Raw genomic sequence first — 17,500 nt, forward strand, 5'->3', positions numbered from 1 at the left:
ATCCCGGGTCATCCCGGGCCATCCCGGGCAACGGCCGCCCGCCGTCCGCCCCCGAACCTCCCGCTGCCTCACCCTCGACCCTCACCCGTGATGCGAAAGGCTCTGTTGTGAGTACCGAAGCGTATGTGTACGACGCGATCCGCACCCCGCGCGGCCGCGGCAAGGCCGACGGCGCCCTGCACGGCACCAAGCCCATCGATCTCGTGGTCGGCCTGATCCGCGAGATCCGCTCCCGCTTCCCGGGGCTCGACCCGGCCGCGATCGACGACATCGTGCTCGGGGTCGTGGGCCCGGTCGGCGACCAGGGCTCGGACATCGCCCGGATCTCCGCCATCGCCGCCGGACTGCCCGACACCGTCGCGGGCGTCCAGGAGAACCGCTTCTGCGCCTCCGGCCTGGAGGCCGTCAACATGGCGGCCATGAAGGTCCGCTCCGGCTGGGAGGACCTGGTCCTCGCCGGAGGCGTCGAATCGATGTCGCGCGTGCCGATGGCGTCCGACGGCGGCGCCTGGTTCGCCGACCCGATGACCAACTTCGACACCCACTTCGTGCCGCAGGGCATCGGCGCCGACCTGATCGCCACCATCGAGGGCTTCTCCCGGCGGGACGTGGACGACTACGCGGCGCTGTCCCAGGAGCGGGCGGCCGCCGCCTGGAAGGACGGCCGCTTCGACCGCTCCGTCGTCCCGGTGAAGGACCGCAACGGCCTCGTCGTCCTCGACCACGACGAGCACATGCGCCCGGGCACCACCGCGGACTCGCTGGCCGCCCTCAAGCCGTCGTTCGCGGGCATCGGGGACATGGGCGGCTTCGACGCGGTCGCGCTCCAGACGTACCACTGGGTGGAGCGGATCGACCACGTCCACCATGCGGGCAACTCCTCCGGCATCGTCGACGGCGCCTCGCTCGTGGCAGTCGGCTCCGAGGAGGTCGGCCGGCGGTACGGGCTCGCGCCCCGCGCGCGGATCGTCTCCGCGGCGGTCTCCGGATCCGAGCCGACCATCATGCTCACCGGGCCCGCCCCCGCCACCCGCAAGGCGCTCGCCAGGGCCGGGCTGACCATCGACGACATCGACCTCGTCGAGATCAACGAGGCGTTCGCCGCCGTCGTCCTGCGCTTCGTGAAGGACATGGGGCTGTCCCTCGACAAGGTCAACGTCAACGGCGGAGCCATCGCGCTGGGCCACCCGCTCGGCGCCACCGGCGCCATGATCCTCGGCACCCTCGTCGACGAACTGGAGCGCCAGGACAAGCGGTACGGCCTCGCCACCCTCTGCGTCGGCGGCGGCATGGGCATCGCCACGATCGTCGAACGCGTCTGACCCCTCGTCCCTCCCGCCCCTTCCCCCGTACGGAGAAGCAGCAATGACCGCAACGCCGACGAGCACCACCATCCGCTGGGAGCAGGACGAGACCGGCATCGTCACCCTCGTCCTGGACGACCCCGACCAGTCCGCCAACACCATGAACCGGGCCTTCCGCGAGTCGATCGCGGCGATCGCCGACCGCGCCGAGGCCGAGAAGGACTCGATCCGCGGCATCGTCTTCACGTCCGCCAAGAAGACCTTCTTCGCGGGCGGCGACCTCAAGGACATGATCAAGGTCGGCCCCGAGCACGCCCGGCAGGCCTTCGACATGGGCATGGGCATCAAGCGGGCGCTGCGCCGGATCGAGACCCTGGGCAAGCCCGTCGTCGCCGCCATCAACGGCGCGGCACTGGGCGGCGGTTACGAGATCGCCCTCGCCTGCCACCACCGCATCGCGCTCGACGCCCCCGGGTCCAAGATCGGTCTGCCCGAGGTCACGCTGGGACTGCTGCCCGCCGGCGGCGGTGTCACCCGCACCGTGCGCCTCATGGGCATCGCCGACGCGCTGCTGAAGGTGCTTCTGCAGGGCACCCAGTACTCCCCGCGACGCGCCCTCGAGAACGGGCTCGTCCACGACGTGGCCGCCACGCCCGAGGAGATGCTGGCCAAGGCGCGCGCCTTCATCGAGGCGCACCCCGAGTCGCAGCAGCCCTGGGACGTCAAGGGCTACCGGATTCCCGGCGGTACGCCGTCGAACCCCAAGTTCGCCGCGAACCTGCCCGCCTTCCCCGCCAACCTCAAGAAGCAGCTGAACGGCGCCCCGTTCCCGGCGCCGCGCAACATCCTCGCGGCCGCCGTCGAGGGGTCCCAGGTGGACTTCGAGACGGCTCAGGTCATCGAGGCGCGGTACTTCACCGAGCTGCTCACCGGCCAGACCGCCAAGAACATGATCCAGGCGTTCTTCTTCGACCTCCAGGCGGTCAACTCCGGCGCGAACCGCCCCAAGGGCGTCGAGCCGCGCAAGGTCCGCAAGGTCGCCGTGCTCGGCGCCGGGATGATGGGCGCGGGCATCGCGTACTCCTGCGCCCGGGCGGGCATCGAGGTGGTCCTCAAGGACGTCAACGCCGACGCGGCCGAGCGGGGCAAGGCGTACTCCGAGAAGCTGCTGGACAAGGCGCTGAGCCGGGGCCGGACGACCGAGGCCAAGCGTGCCGAGCTGCTCGCCCGGATCACTCCGACGGCCGACCCCGCCGACCTCGCGGGCTGCGACGCGGTCATCGAGGCGGTCTTCGAGGACCCGGCGCTCAAGCACAAGGTGTTCCAGGAGATCCAGCACGTCGTCGAGCCGGACGCGCTGCTGTGCTCCAACACCTCGACGCTGCCCATCACCGTGCTCGCCGAAGGGGTGGAACGGCCCGCCGACTTCATCGGTCTGCACTTCTTCTCGCCGGTGGACAAGATGCCGCTGGTCGAGATCATCAAGGGCGGGCGCACCGGTGACGAGGCGCTGGCCCGCGCCTTCGACCTGGTCCGGCAGATCGGCAAGACGCCGATCGTGGTGAACGACTCCCGCGGGTTCTTCACCTCGCGGGTGATCGGGCAGTTCATCAACGAGGGCGTGGCGATGGTCGGCGAGGGCGTCGAGCCCGCGTCGGTCGAGCAGGCCGCGGCCCAGGCCGGGTACCCGGCGAAGGTGCTGTCGCTGATGGACGAGCTCACCCTCACCCTCCCGCGCAAGATCCGCAATGAGACGCGGCGGGCGGTGGAGGAGTCCGGCGGCACCTGGACCCCGCACCCCGCCGACGCGGTCGTCGACCGGCTGGTCGACGAGTTCGGGCGCACCGGCCGCAGCGGCGGCGCGGGCTTCTACGACTACGTCGACGGCAGGCGCTCCGGGCTGTGGCCCGGTCTGCGCGAGCACTTCGCCAAGCCCGGCGTGCACGTGCCGTTCGAGGACATGAAGGAGCGGATGCTCTTCTCCGAGGCGCTGGACACCGTCCGGTGCCTGGAGGAGGGCGTGTTGACGTCGGTCGCCGACGCCAACATCGGCTCCATCATGGGCATCGGCTTCCCGGCATGGACGGGCGGCGTCCTGCAGTACATCAACGGGTACGAGGGCCGGGACGGCATCGGCGACGGCCTGCCCGGCTTCGTCGCGCGGGCGCGCGAGCTGGCGGAGGCGTACGGCGAGCGCTTCGAGCCCCCGGCGCTCCTGGTGGAGAAGGCCGAGCGCGGCGAGGTCTTCACCGACGAGTGACCCGGCGTCCGGACTGACCCGGCGTCCCGGCCGGTCCGGCGCCCGGACCGGCCGGGCCCGTGATCCGGGTGGGCTCCCGATCCGGGTGGGACGCGTCCGGCCGGGCCCGCGATTCGGCCGGGTCCCCGATCCGGACGGGCCCGCGCCGCCGGCGGCCCCGTCCGGACGGACGGGACATGCACGCAGCGCCCCCGCCCGGCGTCCACGGCGAGGGCGGCGAACCGGCCGCGGCCGCTGTACGGGGGCTTCGGCCGCGGCGCTCCGGCCGCGGGGCGGCAGATGCCGCCCGGCGTGGATCACGGGGAGACACGGCCGAGTTGCGGAACGCGGACGGACCTCCAAGACTGGCACGTGTGCCGCCGGTGCAACCGTCGAGCCGAGAGGCTCCGGTGGCCGCCGGGACGATCTCCGGCGCGCGGCGGCAGGCCGGTCCGCGAAGGGCGCAGCGCACTTGGAGCCGCCATGGCCGACATCGCACGCCGCCGCATCTGCCGCTTCGTCGGCGCGTCCTGCATGGTAGCGGTGCTCACCGTACCGGCCGGCGTGACCGGCCCCGCGGCAGCGGACCCTGCCCGGTCTCAGGCGTCGGCCGACGCCCAGGCTCAGCCCGAGCCCCCGCCGCAACCGCCTCCCCAGCCACCCCCGCCCCCCGAGCCTCCGCCGCAGCCCCCTCCGCCTCCGCCGGAGCCGCCACCTCCGCCCCCCGAGCCTCCTCCGCCTCCGCCGGAGCCACCTGCTCCGCCGCCGGAGCCTCCTCCGCCTCCGCCGGAGCCACCTCCGGAATCTCCTCCGCCGCCCCCGGAGCAGCCCGAGGAGCCCCCGGACCAGCAGTCACCTCCGCCTCCGGACCAGTCCCCGCCCCCGCCGCAGGACCCCCCACCGGAGGGCGAGGACCCGGCCCGGCAGAAGGAAGAGCTGCGGCAGCTGACGCCCCAACTCAAGGACGACGTCACGAAGCTGTCGAAGCGGCAGGACGTACCCCCGGAGCTCGAGGAGACCGTGGACCAGCTCCCCTCCACCCTGCGGATGGTCGAGGATCCGAAGACACCGCTGCAGGACCGGCACACCCTCGCCAAGAGCGTGGGGCAGCTGACGATGGCGCTGCGGCTGATCGAGGATCCGAAGACGTCGCCGAAGGAACGCGCGGCCCTGCTGCTGGTGGTGCGTCCGCTGACCGGTTCACTGCAGATCATCGGGAAGACGCCGCCGGGTCAGCGGGCCGCGTACACGGCATGTGCCCGGCAGCTGACGGTGGCGCTGCGGCTGATCGAGGATCCCAAGACGTCGCCGCAGCATCGCGCGGCCCTGCTGCTGGTGGTGCGTCCGCTGAACAGCGCGTTGAAGATCGCCGGGAAGACGCCGCCGGGTCAGCGGGCCGCGTACACGGAGAGTGTCCGGAGCCTGACGGTGGCGCTGCGGCTGATCGAGGGTCCCAAGACGTCGCCGCAGCATCGCCGAGAGCTCACCGAGGCCGTACAGCCGCTGACCCGGACCCTGCGGGGGATCGAGGATCCCAAGACGTCGCCGGAGCGGCGCCGGGAGCTCACCGAGGCCGTGCGGCCGCAGAGCGACGAGCTGGGGGACCGGACCAGGGAGATCCTCGGCAGCCCGACGCCCGGCTGAGCCGCGGCGCGCCGGGTGGAGATCCGTCCGCCGGCGCTACCCGGGCCGGGACCCGGGCATGCCGCCGCCGGACCCGAACGCCGCGCGGAGCTCCTCCCGCAGCGACCGCTGGAAGGCCGTGACCAGGGCCTGGACGACCATGGGCTGCATATGGGCCGAGAGGGACTTCATCGCGGCGACATGGTCCGGGTCCGACTCGCGCTCGCGGTAGGGGCCCCACACCTCGTCGCGGAACAGCCCGGTCAATTGCTGCGCGGCGGAGCGGGCATGCTCCAGCAGCACGGTGCGGGAGGCGAGGATGGTCTCGTGGGCGATGGGGACGTCGAGCAGCTCGACGCCCAGCCGCAGCAGCCCGCCGTCGAGCCGGAACACATCCGGCGCGGCGGTCCGTTCCAGCACGCCCATGGCGGCGAGCCGGTCGATGTCCTGCTCCGACAGAGGCCGCCCGGCCCGGCGCTCCAGCTCCCGCAGACAGGTCTCCTCCGAGGATTCGGGCGCCCAGGAGGCCACCAGCGCCCGGTGGATCGCCAGGTCCTGCGCGCTCAGCCCCGGGGGCAGCTGCTCCAGGTAGCGTTCGATGGCCGCGAGTGTCATGCCCTGGTGCTGGAGTTCCTCGATCAGGGCCAGCCGGGAGAGGTGCTCCGCGCCGTAGTGGCCGACGCGGCGTGGGCCGATCCGCGGGGGCGGCAACAGCCCGCGGGTGCCGTAGAACCGGATGGTGCGGACGGTGACGCCTGCGCGGGCGGCCAGTTCGTCGACGGTCAGCGTCGGCCCCTCGGTCTCGGTCGCCATCGTCTTCCTCGCTCCCTGCGTGCACCGGGCTCCAGTGCAACAGTATTGCTGTCTCACCGGGGTGGTGAAACCCGGGAGCATCGGGGCCGACGGTCCGCGGGGCCCGGCCCGGATGGAGCCGCTGGTGCGGGCGCGGACCGTCGAGCGGGCCTGCCTCCCGCGACGGCGTACGACCCCGGAGTACGACCCCGGAGCGCGGCCCGCGCGCGGCCGGTTGGGCGGATGACGCTAGAGTGCGGTGCTTGTTCGAGCGGCGCACGGCGGGACGGGGAGAGCATGAGCGCGCAACTCAGGGGGACGGCTGTGGAGTTGGCGGACGTCCTGTGGCGTGAACACACCGTGTACCGGGACCGTGCGGGAGGCGTGGTCATCCGCGGCGAGCACGTAAGGCGCTGGATCAGCCTCGCGCCGAGCGGTGGCCGGGGCGAGCTCCTGCTGCGCGCCGGCCGCATACTCGACGGTGGTACGACGGCCCCCGCACGCTCGGAGGCGGTGGTGAGCGGCACGGCGGGCACGGCCGAACTGGCCGCCGTCTGCCGTCGGCTGCTCGCCGAGACCGCGGCGGACCCGGTGCCGCACCCGGCGCCCTCCGCGGACGCCCGCACCGTCCGGGCCAGGCGCTTCCCGTTGCGTTCCGGAGGGGGCGGCCCGCGACCGGCGCGCCCGACCCGTCCCGCGCGCGCCGGCCGTCCCGCGCGGACCTCACGTCCGGCGCGGACCTCGCGCCCCGCCCGGACCTCGCGTCCCGGTCGGCACACCGGCTTCGGCTCCTGGGCGGTCATCGTCTGCGTGGCCGCGACCATCGCGCTGTACGCCTGGAGCGCCGCCGCCAGGTACCGGTAGGCCCGGAACCCGGAACCCGGAACCCGGAACCCGGCACCCGGAACCCGGCACCGGTGAAGCGGTGTCCCGGGACCGGCGGTGTGCCCGGGGCCGATGGTCCACGGTGCCGCGGGTTCGAGGGCCGATGGTCCACGGTGCCGCGGGCTCAAGGGCCGAGGGCCATCGGTCAGTGGGTCTTCGGCCAGTGGTTGTTCGGTCAGTGGGTCCTCGGCCCCCGAGACCTCGGCCAACGGGTCTTCGGTCAGCGGGCGAGGTGGTGGTGCAGAGCGGCGTGCGCGTCCTGGCCGGCCGCGTCCGCGTGGTCGATGTGCACGGTCGCGCCCGTCAGCCGGGGCACCGCGTGGAGCAGGGCGTGCTCGGCGGCGACCGCCACGGCGTGGGCCTGCACGACCGTGAGGCCGGGGTCGACCTCGACCGAGGTCTCGGCACGCAGTGTGTGACCGAGCCACCGCATCCTCACAACACCCACCTTCCGTACCCCCTCGACGCGGGAGAGCGCCTGCTCGGCCGCGTCCACCAGGGCCGGATCGACGGCGTCCATCAGCCGGTGCCAGATCTCGCGCGCCGCGCCGCGCAGCACGAGGAGGATCATCCCGGTGATGACGAGACCGATGAGCGGGTCCGCGTACCGCCAGCCCAGTGCCGCGCCGCCGGCGCCGAGCAGCACGGCGAGGGAGGTGAACCCGTCGGTGCGGGCGTGCAGTCCGTCCGCCACGAGCGCGGCGGACCCGATGCGGCGCCCCGTGCGGATCCGGGCCCTTGCCACCCACTCGTTGCCCGCGAACCCCACGAGCCCGGCCGCGGCGACCGCCGGGAGGTGGGTGATGTCCTGCGGGTCGAGCAGCCGCCTGACTGCCTCGTACCCGGCGAAGGCGGCGGAGACGGCGATCACCAGGACGACGAAGACCCCGGCCAGGTCCTCGGCGCGGCCGAAGCCGTAGGTGTAGCGCCGGGTCGCGGCGCGGCGGCCCAGCACGAAGGCCAGGGCCAGCGGCAGCGCGGTCAGCGCGTCGGTGGCGTTGTGGACCGTGTCGCCGAGCAGCGCCACCGACCCCGACAGGGCCGCGATGACCGCCTGGACGACGGTCGTCGCGGCCAGCACGGCGAAGGAGAACCAGAGCGTCCGCAGCCCCTCGGCCGATCCTTCGAGCGCGTTGTCGATGCGTTCACCGTGGTGGTGATGATGGTGGTGTCCACGGCCATGGTCCTCCGCGTGCCCGTGCCCGTGCCCGTGCGTGTGCCCGTGGTGGTGTCCCTGACTCGTCATGGACACCACCATGGCAGCCTGACAGGGTTGCAGCCACTGTCGAAAAGCGGGTCCTGACCAGCTGCGAAGGCCTCGCGACTGCCTCCTCGCGGCTACTGCCCGGAGGCGGCGACCGGGTAGTGGTCCGAGAGGTTGGTGTAGGTGTAGGCGGTGCCCCAGCTGGTGACCGTCCAGGGCGCGCTCTGCTCCTTGATCACGTCGTTGCGCCAGCCTGCCGGGCGGACGTGACCCGCTCGGTGCAGGACGTAGTCCAGGTCCTCGCGCGGCTCGCCCGGATAGCGGTCGGCCGCGATCGAGTTGTCCCGGGTGTCGAAGGAGTACGCATGACCGGTCCGGCTGTCCGCGCCGGCGAGCCCGCCGTCGGCCAGCATGCCCGCGTACTCCGCGGTGCGCGAGTCGACGTTGAAGTCGCCCGCCACCAGGACCTGTTCGGAGGCCGGGATCTTCTTGGCGTCGAGGAACGCGTCGAGCGCCTTGAACTGCCGGCTGCGTATCCGCGCCGCTTCCCCCGCCGCGCAGCCCGGGTCGGTCGACTGGGCATGGGTCCCCACCACGTGCACCCGGCTGCCGTTCACATCCAGCACCGTGTACACGAAGCCCTTGTTGGACCACCAGTCGGCACCGCAGGCGTCCTTGTAGACGTACTGCTCCTTGCGCACGATCGGCCACTTGCTGAGGACGGTGACCCCGCCGTCCTCCGGTACCGTCGCCGAGTACGCGCCGCCCGTCGCGTCCCAGCCGCTCTTGCTGCGGCCCAGCACCGGGGTCTGATGGGGGTACCGGTCACGGGCGTTGCGCTGCAGTGCGTCGGAGGAGGAGTTGTCGAACGCCTCCTGGAGCACCACGACGTCGTTGCCCTGGAAGTACGGGGCCTTCGGGATCTCGGCGGCCCGGTGGTCCTGGCCCCAGTTGGGGTACAGGGTCTTGCTGAACAGGAAGACGTTGTACGTCAGGACCTTCAGCGAGGGCGTCGCCGCGGCGGTCTGCCCGGCCGGGGCGGCGGACGCCGGCGGCGCGGCGACCGCCAGGGCCGCGGCGGCGAGCATCGTGCAGAGGGTTGCGCCGGACGCGCGGCGGAGCACGGATTGCGGCACTGGGACTCCTGTTTCCTGTGGGGGTTTGACATCGGCGCGCACATCAAAGCAGCGGCTGTTACCTCGGGGTAACCGTCAGGTGCCGGGTTTCTTGCCGGAGTTCCGCGTTCCTTGGAACGTGTACGGACATGTGCCCTCCCGGGGATGTGCGGACGGGCCTCGCCGCCGGACCGGCCGTCGGCTGCTCCCGCCGCCTGCTGCTCCCTCCACCGCTCCCTCTCACCGGCTCGTGATCGCATACTGGAACGTGAGAACGGGCGCTCCGCGCCCACCGGGAGCACACCCATGACCAGGCCGCGGGAACCCCTGACGCGGAGGACGGACGGCAGGGCCGGTCCGGACCCCCCGCCCCCGCCGCCCGGCGGCGTCCTGTGGACCCTCGTCGGCGACGTCCGCGGGCTGCTCATGCTCCCCGCCGCGCTCACCCTGCAGGTCGCCCATCCCGCCGTCGGCGCCGGCGTCGACGAGCACTCCGCCTTCCGCACCGACCCCTGGGGGCGCGCGGAGCGCTCACTGCGCTCGCTCCAGCTCTGGGTGTACGGCGGCGACGCCGCGGCCGAGGAGGGCCGCCGGCTGCGCCGGCTGCACCGGGGCGTCGCGGGCACCGACAGCCGGGGCCGCCGCTACCACGCGCTCAGCCCCGGGCACTACGCGTGGGTCCATGCCACCGGCTTCCCCGTGCACCGCCACGCGGTCCGCTATCTGTACCGCCCGTTCACCGAGGCCCAGGAGCGCCGGCTCTACCAGGAGTGGCTGATGGTCGGGCGGGTGCTCGGCCTCCGCGACCGGGACATGCCGGCCACCGTCGAGGAGTTCTGGCCGTACTACCGCGGGGTCCTCGCCCGCGAACTGGAGGCCAACGCCGTCGTCCGGGACCTCGTCGCCACCGACCGCGTACTGCCGCCGCCCGCCCTCGGCCCCCTGCCGCTGCGGCTGCTGCTGCGCCTGTGCTGGCCGCTGGTGCTGCCCCGGTTCCTCCGGCTGAGGCGCTTCCTGACCATCGGGCTGATGCCGCCGGACGCCCGCGCGGCGATCGGGCTGCCCTGGACCTGCGAGCAGGAGCGGCGGCTGCGGCGCTTCGGCCGGGTCGTCCGGACCGTGGTCCCCCTGCTTCCGGAGCGGATGCGCTATCTCCCGCAGGCCAGGGAGGCCCGCCGCCGGGCCCGGGCCGGAGGGCGGCTGCCACCGGGGCGGGCGGGCCGACGGGCCGTCCGGCTGCGCGCCCGGTGGTGCCGGATGATGCCGGTGGTGCCGGATGATGCCGGTGGAGCCCCGTGGTGCCGGGTGACGCCCCGTGGTGTCGCGTGATGCACGGTGACGCCGGGAGTGCGCCGAGGGGCGGCCGGGGACGCCCCCAGCAGGCGGCACCCCGGAGGTCCCGGGCAGGTCTCAGGCCGAGGCGCGCCGGACCAGCCTCGTCGGTGTGATCAGCGAGGCCGGGGGAGCGGCTTCCGGGCCGCCACCGTCCAGCAGCTCCATCAGCAGCCGTACCATCAGCCGGCCGTTTCCCTCGATGTCCTGACGGACCGTCGTCAGCGGCGGATCGGTGGCCTCGGCGACCGGCGCCATGTCGTCGAAGCCGACCAGCGCGACATCGTGCGGCACCCGCAGCCCGCGCTCGCGCAGCAGCTTCAGCGCCCCCGACGCCATCAGGTCGTTCGCGGCGAACACCGCATCGGGCACGGCGGCATTCCCGTCGAGCAGCCCGGCCATCGCCCGCTCCCCACCGCGCGCCGTGAAGTCGCCCTGGGCGGTCAGTCCCGGATCGGCGTCCGGCAGTACGTCCCGGTAGCCGTGCAGCCGGTCCAGCGCCGACGTCTGGTCCCGGGGCCCCGCGATATGGGCGATCCGGCTGCGGCCGAGACCGACGAGATGGCGCACCGCCGCCCGGGCCCCGCCCCGGTTGTCGCAGTCGACGTAGGGTACGGCGTGCTCGGAGCCCGCGCCCGGCCCGCCGGGGCGGCCGCCGAACACCGCGGGCACGCCCGACGCCAGCACCACCGAGGGGAGTTCGTCGCTCTCGTGGAGGGAGAAGGCGAGTGCGCCGTCGACGTGCCCGCCGCCGAGATAGCGGGCTATCCGGTCGTGGTCGTCCGGGCCCTCGGCCCACAGCAGCACCAGTTGCGAGTCGTGGACGACCAGTTCACGGCTGATGCCGCGCACCTGGCGCTCGAAGAACGGGTCGGAGAAGACCCGGAACTCCGGCTCGGCGATGATCACGGCGACCGCACCGCTGCGCCGGGTGACCAGGCTGCGGGCCGCCTGATTGGGGATGTACCCGAGCTCCGCGACCGCCTCCCGCACCCGGTCGGCGAGCGGCGCGCGCACCCCCGCACCGCCGTTGACGACGCGGGACACCGTGGCCCGGGAGACCCCGGCCCGCGCGGCGACGGCTTCCAGGGTGGGCCGGGGCCCACTGCTCCGATCGGGCACGGGACGCTCCTCACCGGCGGTGTCCGTACGGGTGGCACGGGTCGTACGCGGTCAGCGTATCCGCAGGCGCCGCCGCACCGGACCAGGGCGGCGGCGCCGGATTCCGCCGGTCAGTGGCCGTGATCGCGACCGTGAACGCGACCGTGATCGCGACTGTGAGCGCGGGCGTGATCACCGCCCTGGCCCTGGTCGTGTCCCTGGCCGTGGCCGCGGTCGTGCACCGTGTCGGTGGCGGCGATCTTCCGGTACGACCTGGGCTCGGCCGGCGGTGCCGCGGACCGCGCGCCACGGGCCGCCCGTACCGCCCCGGCCGGCACCCCCGGGGGCACGGCCGGCTTCGACGCCTCGTACAGCCAGGTGCGGAAGAGGGCCGCGAGCTGCTTGCCGGAGACCTTCTCGGCGTACTCCACGAAGTCCCCGACGCTCGCGTTGCCGTCGGCGTACTCCGCCGGCCAGCCCCTGAGCACCGCGAAGAAGTCCTCGTCACCGATCGTGTTGCGCAGCACCTGCAGGGCGAGCGCGCCGCGGTCGTACACGGCGAGGTGGAACTGCTTGTCGGGTCCGGGGTCGCCGGGTCTCACCGTCCAGAACGGGTCGTCGGCCGGGTGCAGGGCGTAGACGTGGTCGGCCAGCTCCTGGGCCGTGCCCTCGCCCTCCTTCTCCGACCAGAGCCACTGGCTGTAGCGGGCGAAGCCCTCGTTGACCCAGATGTCCTCCCAGCCCTTCACCGAGACGCTGTCCCCGTACCACTGGTGGGCCATCTCGTGGACGACCACCGAGACGTTCGCGCCGACCGCGAACTGCCGGGGGCTGTAGAAGGGCCGGGTCTGCGTCTCCAGGGCGTACCCGCTGGTCACGTTCGGGACGTAGCCGCCGAGCGCGTTGAACGGGTACGGGCCGAACACGCCCTCCAGCCACTCCACCACCTCGGCGGTCCGCTCGACGCTCGCCCGCGCCGCGCCGGCGTCGCCCCCGAGGTCCTTGCTGTAGGCGTTGAGGACCGGCAGCCCGTTCGCGGTGGTGTCCGTGGTGATGTCGAACCTTCCGACGGCCAGCGTGGCGAGATAGGTGGCCTGCGGTCTGTCGGACCGCCAGTTCCAGCGCGTCCAGCCGAGCCGTGACGACCGGGACCGCAGGACTCCGTTGCTGATCGCCTGGGTTCCGTCCGGGACCGCGACGGAGATGTCGAAGGTGGCCTTGTCCAGCGGGTGGTCGTTGGACGGGAACCACCACACGGCCGAGGCCGGCTCCTGCGCGGCGACGCCGCCGTCCGGGGTGCGGTGCCAGGCGGTCCAGCCGCCGATCTTCAGCTCGGAGGGCTTTCCCGCGTACCGGACGACCACCGAGACCGTGCGGTTCCTCGGCAGCGGCGCGACGGGCGTGATCTCCAGCTCGTGGTCGCCGCTTCTGGTGAACGCCGCCGTGCGGCCGTTCACCCGCACCTCGTCGACCGTCAGACCGAAGTCCAGGTTGAACCGGGAGAGGTCCTGCAGGGCGGTCGCGATGATCGTGGCCGTCCCCTCCAGGAGATCCGTCGCCGGCTGGTACTTCAGGCGCAGGTCGTAGTGCGACACGTCGTAGCCGCCGTTTCCCGCGGCCGGGTAGTAGGGGTCGCCGATGCCCGGGGCCCCGGGCGCGCCGCCCTCCCCGGAGGACCTTCCCGGGCTCCCCGCGGCGGCGGATGCCGGGACCAGCAGCAGAAGCGACGCGGCAAGCGCGCTCGGGACGAGGACCCCGCGGCGCACGGATGCCCCCGACGTCCGGGGTGGACGATCTCGCCGGGACCCGTTCACCCGTCCCACGCTCCCTGGTGGCCGTGGCGCCCATCGCGACGCGATCGCCGGCCGGCCGGCATCCCGGGTGTCTCCATGCGTCACTCCTGTCCTCGAACGGCTCACTACTGCCCCCTGTTGCACGGCAGTTGGCGGGAGTACCGTCCGCTCCCATGCCGATACGTGTGCACCGCATGGGACTCGACGGCGGAACCGTCGCCGCGGCGGCCGGGACCTCCCCGGCGTCCGTACTCGTCCCGCGGACACCCGCACACACCACCGCGTCCCGGCAGAGCGGACCCGGCATCGCGTGCCGCGACACGGCACGGGCATCCGTACCGCTCGGCACCCGGCCGTGTCGTGACGGGGGCGACCGGGACGACCGCGTCGGCATAGGCGTCGTCCGGCCGGGGGAACAACCGGCGCGACATGGCCGGAAAGTACCCCTGATCACGGACGCCGCCCCGTATTACTCCTGCTGCGGGCGCGGCAACGGGATCCGGGCGACGACCGGCGGCGCCGTGGGCGCCCCCGCGGCCCTCTCGCCGGACCACGACAGCCACCTCCCGCCGCACGGCCGGTCCCACGTCGCGGAAACGCCGCACGGCCGTCCCCGCGACGCGGGACGCCACACGGGCACGAGCCGCTCCCGGCGGCCGCGTCGGCGCCGCCGCTCGCTGCGGCGTCCCGGGGCGGGGGCCGTCGCCGGCGGGACGAAGGACCGTGCCCCCGCCGCCACCGGCTGCACGGCCACCCGCATCGGCACGCACTTCCGCGCGATGCCCCGCGGCCGGGCCCACCGGTCCCGTACCGCGCCGCGGGTGCCGTTCGCCGGCGGCAGGCCGGTGCGCGGCGGGCCACCGCCGCCGCCCGGCAGTTCGGGCCGTCCGGGCACCCCGGCTCGCACGGCGCCGCCGCACCACATCCGATCCGACCCGCCCACGGAGGCAGCAACCGATGCACCGACGTATCCGCACCCTGGCCGTGGCCCTCTGCGCACTGGCGGCCACCACCGCCGCCGTACCCGCGCCCGTCCAGGCCGCCGCGCACGCCGGCGTCCCCCGCACCGGATTCGAGTCCTCCGGGGGTGCGCGCTGGACCACGCAACCGGAGGAGTGGGCGTTCCTCGGCGCCGTCGACCGGTCAAGCGACCGGGTGTCGCTGCGGACCATCGGCACGACCGCGCAGGGGCGTCCGCTGCAGCTCGTGCGCATCGGCGGCGACCGGCCCACGGCGCACACCATGCTGCTGATCTGCAGCCAGCACGGTGACGAGCCGTCCGGCCGCGAGGCGTGTCTCACCACGGTCCGCGACCTCGCCCGGGCCAGGGACGCCGGAACCCGCCGCTTCCTGGACCGTACGACCGTCCTCGTCGTGCCGACCGCCAACCCCGACGGGCGCGCGGCGGGCACCCGCGGCAACGGCGACGGTGTGGACGTCAACCGCGACCACATCGCGCTGAGGACCGCCGAGGGCCGTGCCCTGGCCGCCGTCATCCGCGACAGCCGCCCCGACATGGTCTACGACCTGCACGAGTACAACGCCACCCCCCGCTACTACGAGAAGGACCTGCTGGCGCTCTGGCCGCGCAACCTCAACACCGCGCCGGACGTGCGCCGGGAGGCACACACCCTCTCCGAGAGCTATGTACGGCCCCGCGCGGAGCAGGCCGGATTCAGCAGCGGCGTCTACGGCATCTGGACCGATCCCGTCACCGGTGAGCCCGTCCGGCAGGTCGCCGGCGACGGTCAGGAGCGCATCCTGCGCAACACGGCGGGCGTGAAGCACTCCGTCGGCCTGCTGGTGGAGACCCGGGTCGACGCCCTCACCGACGCCGAGCGGGCGGACCCCGCCGTCAACAACCGGCGCCGGGTCCACTCCCAGCTCGCGGCGCTGGAGGGTGCCTTCGCCTTCGACGGCGAGCGGCGCGGCCGGATCGAGGCCGCGACGACCGCGGCCCGGCTCGCCGGGTTCGCCGACCGCGGCCCGGTGTGGACCGGCGGCGCCGACAACGACCCCGCGTCACCGGACGAGACCATCCAGGACCCGCCCTGCGGCTACCGGCTCACGGCCGCCCAGCACGCCGAGGTCGCGGACGAACTCGCCCTGCACGGTGTGGTCTCCCGGCCCACGCCGGACGGCGCGGTCGTACCGCTGCGGCAGTCGCTGCGGGCCCTGGTGCCCCTGCTGCTCGACGAGCGGGCCGCGTACCGCCTCACGACCGGGGTTCCGATCACCCGCTGCTGATTCCGTATGAACCTCGCCGTATGTGGTAGGAGGGCCCTCAGGAGAGCGAAGCCCGGCTCCGTTTACCCGCGAAAGGGGCCCTCTGTGCCGCACGACGACTCACCTGGCGCAAGACAGCCGGCGGACCGGGGAATCCCTCCGGTGACGGACATCCCCGGGCCGCCGGAGCCGGCTCGGCACGCCACCGCAACGGACCGGGTGGTCTTCGGGGTCACCGCCGTCCTCACGGTCGCCTTCGTGCTCTGGGGCTCCGTCGCCACGGACACCCTCGGGCGGGTGTCGGGCAGCATGCTCGCGGGCCTCATCCGCAACGGCGGCTGGGCGTTCGTCCTGGCCGCCTCCGGCTTCGTGATCTTCGCGCTCTGGCTCGCCATCAGCCGCTACGGGCGGATCCCGCTCGGACGCGAGGACGAAAAGCCCGAGTTCCGCACCGTCTCCTGGATCGCGATGATGTTCAGCGCGGGCATGGGCATCGGCCTGATGTTCTACGGAGTCAGCGAGCCCCTCGCGCACTTCACCGAGCCGCCGCCGGGCACCGATCCCGCCGACGCGGCGCAGGCCATGGAGACGGCGATGGCCACGACCCTGTTCCACTGGACGCTGCACCCGTGGGCCATCTACGCCGTCGTCGGACTCGCCATCGCCTACAGCACCTTCCGGCGCCGCCGACGCCAGACGGTCAGCGCGGTCTTCGAGCCGCTGATCGGCAGGAAGCACGCCCAGGGCTGGGGCGGCCGGCTCATCGACATCCTCGCGATCTTCGCGACGCTGTTCGGCTCCGCCGCCTCCCTCGGACTCGGCGCGCTCCAGATCGGCAGCGGAGTCAGCGAACTGGGCTGGATGACCAGGGTGAGCACGGCGCTGCTCGTCGTCATCATCGCGGTGCTGACGCTCGCCTTCGTCCTCTCGGCCGTGTCCGGTATCGAGAAGGGCATCCAGTGGCTGTCCAACACCAACATGGTGCTGGCCCTGCTGCTCGCCGTGTTCCTCTTCGTCGCCGGGCCGACCATCATCGTGCTGGACCTCCTGCCCACCTCGATCGCCACCTACTTCGGCGAACTGCCGCAACTGGTCGGCCGCACCGAGGCGTCCAGTGGCGCGGGGGTCGCCGACTGGCTGGGCAGCTGGACGGTCTTCTACTGGGCCTGGTGGATCTCGTGGACGCCGTTCGTCGGCATGTTCATCGCCCGCATCAGCCGGGGACGCACCATCCGGCAGTTCGTCGGCGGCGTGATCCTGGTGCCCAGCACGGTCAGCCTCTGCTGGTTCGCGATCTTCGGCGGTACGGCGATGACGCTCCAGGAGCGGGGCCGGCTCGGCGACGAGACCACGCCCGAGGGCCAGTTGTTCGCCGTGCTGCAGCAGTACCCCGCTGCCACGGTCACGAGCCTGCTCGTGATGATCCTGGTCGCCATCTTCTTCGTCTCCGGCGCCGACGCGGCGTCCCTGGTGATGGGGACGCTCTCGCAGCGGGGCGCCCTGGAGCCGGGACGCTTCGTCGTGGTGTTCTGGGGCAGCGTCACCGGCGCCGTGGCGGCCGTGATGCTGCTGATCGGCGGCGGGAAGGGCGACGCCCTCGCGGGACTGCAGAACCTCACCATCCTCGTCGCGGCGCCGTTCCTGGTCGTGATGACGGCGATGTGCTTCGCGCTGATGCGCGACCTGCGCCACGACCCGATCATCCTGCGCGGCCGGCTCGGCGAGGAGGCCGTGGAACTCGCCGTGATCGCGGGGCACGAGAAGTACGACGGCGACTTCGAGCTCCGCATCGGGCCCACACCGCCGGAGAGGTGACCCCCGGGCCCCGGGGGGTCCCGCCCGCCCGGAGCACTCTTCGGCCGGACGCCGTCCGGGGCCGCCCGTCG

Annotated in this window: 12 protein-coding genes; 7 read left to right on the top strand and 5 right to left on the bottom strand. The window is 73.4% G+C overall.

Features of this window, described 5'->3' with window-relative positions; all coding sequences use genetic code 11:
- Positions 1–107 precede the first annotated feature (107 nt).
- From DDW44_RS27075 to DDW44_RS27090, 3 genes are all read left to right on the top strand, one after another.
- Complete coding sequence (locus tag DDW44_RS27075) at positions 108–1,322, top strand: acetyl-CoA C-acetyltransferase (RefSeq protein ID WP_108908087.1); 1,215 nt, start codon at positions 108–110, stop codon at positions 1,320–1,322.
- Between the two features lie 43 nt (positions 1,323–1,365).
- A complete protein-coding gene (locus tag DDW44_RS27080) occupies positions 1,366–3,564 on the top strand; it encodes a 3-hydroxyacyl-CoA dehydrogenase NAD-binding domain-containing protein (protein ID WP_108908088.1) in 2,199 nt (732 codons plus the stop codon).
- A 999-nt stretch (positions 3,565–4,563) separates the two neighbouring features.
- The gene (locus DDW44_RS27090) at positions 4,564–5,187 is read left to right on the top strand and encodes a hypothetical protein (RefSeq protein WP_244224122.1); all 624 of its coding nucleotides are present in this window, start codon (positions 4,564–4,566) and stop codon (positions 5,185–5,187) included.
- A 36-nt stretch (positions 5,188–5,223) separates the two neighbouring features.
- On the opposite strand, the gene DDW44_RS27095 is transcribed toward DDW44_RS27090, so the two are convergent.
- Positions 5,224–5,979 (bottom strand): MerR family transcriptional regulator, encoded by a 756-nt coding sequence (locus tag DDW44_RS27095; RefSeq protein ID WP_018888969.1) that lies wholly within the window; start codon positions 5,977–5,979, stop codon positions 5,224–5,226.
- 276 nt (positions 5,980–6,255) lie between these two features.
- On the opposite strand from DDW44_RS27095, the gene DDW44_RS27100 reads away from it, so the two are divergent.
- Positions 6,256–6,822 (top strand): hypothetical protein, encoded by a 567-nt coding sequence (locus tag DDW44_RS27100; RefSeq protein ID WP_167455536.1) that lies wholly within the window; start codon positions 6,256–6,258, stop codon positions 6,820–6,822.
- A gap of 241 nt (positions 6,823–7,063) precedes the next feature.
- Here DDW44_RS27100 and DDW44_RS27105 read toward each other — a convergent pair whose 3' ends face one another.
- Positions 7,064–8,089 (bottom strand): cation diffusion facilitator family transporter, encoded by a 1,026-nt coding sequence (locus tag DDW44_RS27105; RefSeq protein WP_108908090.1) that lies wholly within the window; start codon positions 8,087–8,089, stop codon positions 7,064–7,066.
- A 92-nt stretch (positions 8,090–8,181) separates the two neighbouring features.
- Positions 8,182–9,183 carry a sphingomyelin phosphodiesterase gene (gene sph, locus DDW44_RS27110; protein ID WP_108908091.1) on the bottom strand — a complete coding sequence of 334 codons (1,002 nt, stop codon included), beginning with the start codon at positions 9,181–9,183 and terminating at the stop codon, positions 8,182–8,184.
- 285 nt (positions 9,184–9,468) lie between these two features.
- Here sph and DDW44_RS27115 point away from each other — a divergent pair, with 285 nt between their 5' ends.
- A complete protein-coding gene (locus DDW44_RS27115) occupies positions 9,469–10,491 on the top strand; it encodes an oxygenase MpaB family protein (RefSeq protein WP_108908092.1) in 1,023 nt (340 codons plus the stop codon).
- An 81-nt stretch (positions 10,492–10,572) separates the two neighbouring features.
- Here the strand turns inward: DDW44_RS27115 and DDW44_RS27120 are convergent, their stop codons facing one another.
- Together DDW44_RS27120 and DDW44_RS27125 are read right to left on the bottom strand one after the other, a co-directional pair.
- Positions 10,573–11,616: a LacI family DNA-binding transcriptional regulator gene (locus DDW44_RS27120; protein WP_108908093.1), complete on the bottom strand. Its 1,044-nt coding sequence runs from the start codon at positions 11,614–11,616 to the stop codon at positions 10,573–10,575.
- Between the two features lie 110 nt (positions 11,617–11,726).
- Entirely contained in the window at positions 11,727–13,361 is a 1,635-nt protein-coding gene (locus tag DDW44_RS27125; RefSeq protein WP_108908094.1) for a M1 family metallopeptidase, read from the bottom strand.
- A gap of 984 nt (positions 13,362–14,345) precedes the next feature.
- On the opposite strand from DDW44_RS27125, the gene DDW44_RS27130 reads away from it, so the two are divergent.
- Positions 14,346–15,635 (top strand): M14 family metallopeptidase, encoded by a 1,290-nt coding sequence (locus DDW44_RS27130; RefSeq protein ID WP_108908095.1) that lies wholly within the window; start codon positions 14,346–14,348, stop codon positions 15,633–15,635.
- Positions 15,636–15,776: 141 nt separating this feature from the next.
- The gene (locus DDW44_RS27135) at positions 15,777–17,429 is read left to right on the top strand and encodes a BCCT family transporter (protein WP_108908096.1); all 1,653 of its coding nucleotides are present in this window, start codon (positions 15,777–15,779) and stop codon (positions 17,427–17,429) included.
- The last annotated feature ends 71 nt before the right edge of the window (positions 17,430–17,500 follow it).

This window comes from Streptomyces tirandamycinicus (genome assembly GCF_003097515.1).
Lineage (GTDB): Bacteria > Actinomycetota > Actinomycetes > Streptomycetales > Streptomycetaceae > Streptomyces > Streptomyces tirandamycinicus.

Coding starts and splice junctions, on each gene's coding strand:
- DDW44_RS27100 (WP_167455536.1), top strand. CDS start 6,256: ATGAGCGCGCAACTCAGGGGGACGGCTGTGGAGTTGGCGGACGTCCTG.
- DDW44_RS27105 (WP_108908090.1), bottom strand. CDS start 8,089: ATGACGAGTCAGGGACACCACCACGGGCACACGCACGGGCACGGGCAC.
- DDW44_RS27095 (WP_018888969.1), bottom strand. CDS start 5,979: ATGGCGACCGAGACCGAGGGGCCGACGCTGACCGTCGACGAACTGGCC.
- DDW44_RS27080 (WP_108908088.1), top strand. CDS start 1,366: ATGACCGCAACGCCGACGAGCACCACCATCCGCTGGGAGCAGGACGAG.
- DDW44_RS27130 (WP_108908095.1), top strand. CDS start 14,346: ATGCACCGACGTATCCGCACCCTGGCCGTGGCCCTCTGCGCACTGGCG.
- DDW44_RS27115 (WP_108908092.1), top strand. CDS start 9,469: ATGACCAGGCCGCGGGAACCCCTGACGCGGAGGACGGACGGCAGGGCC.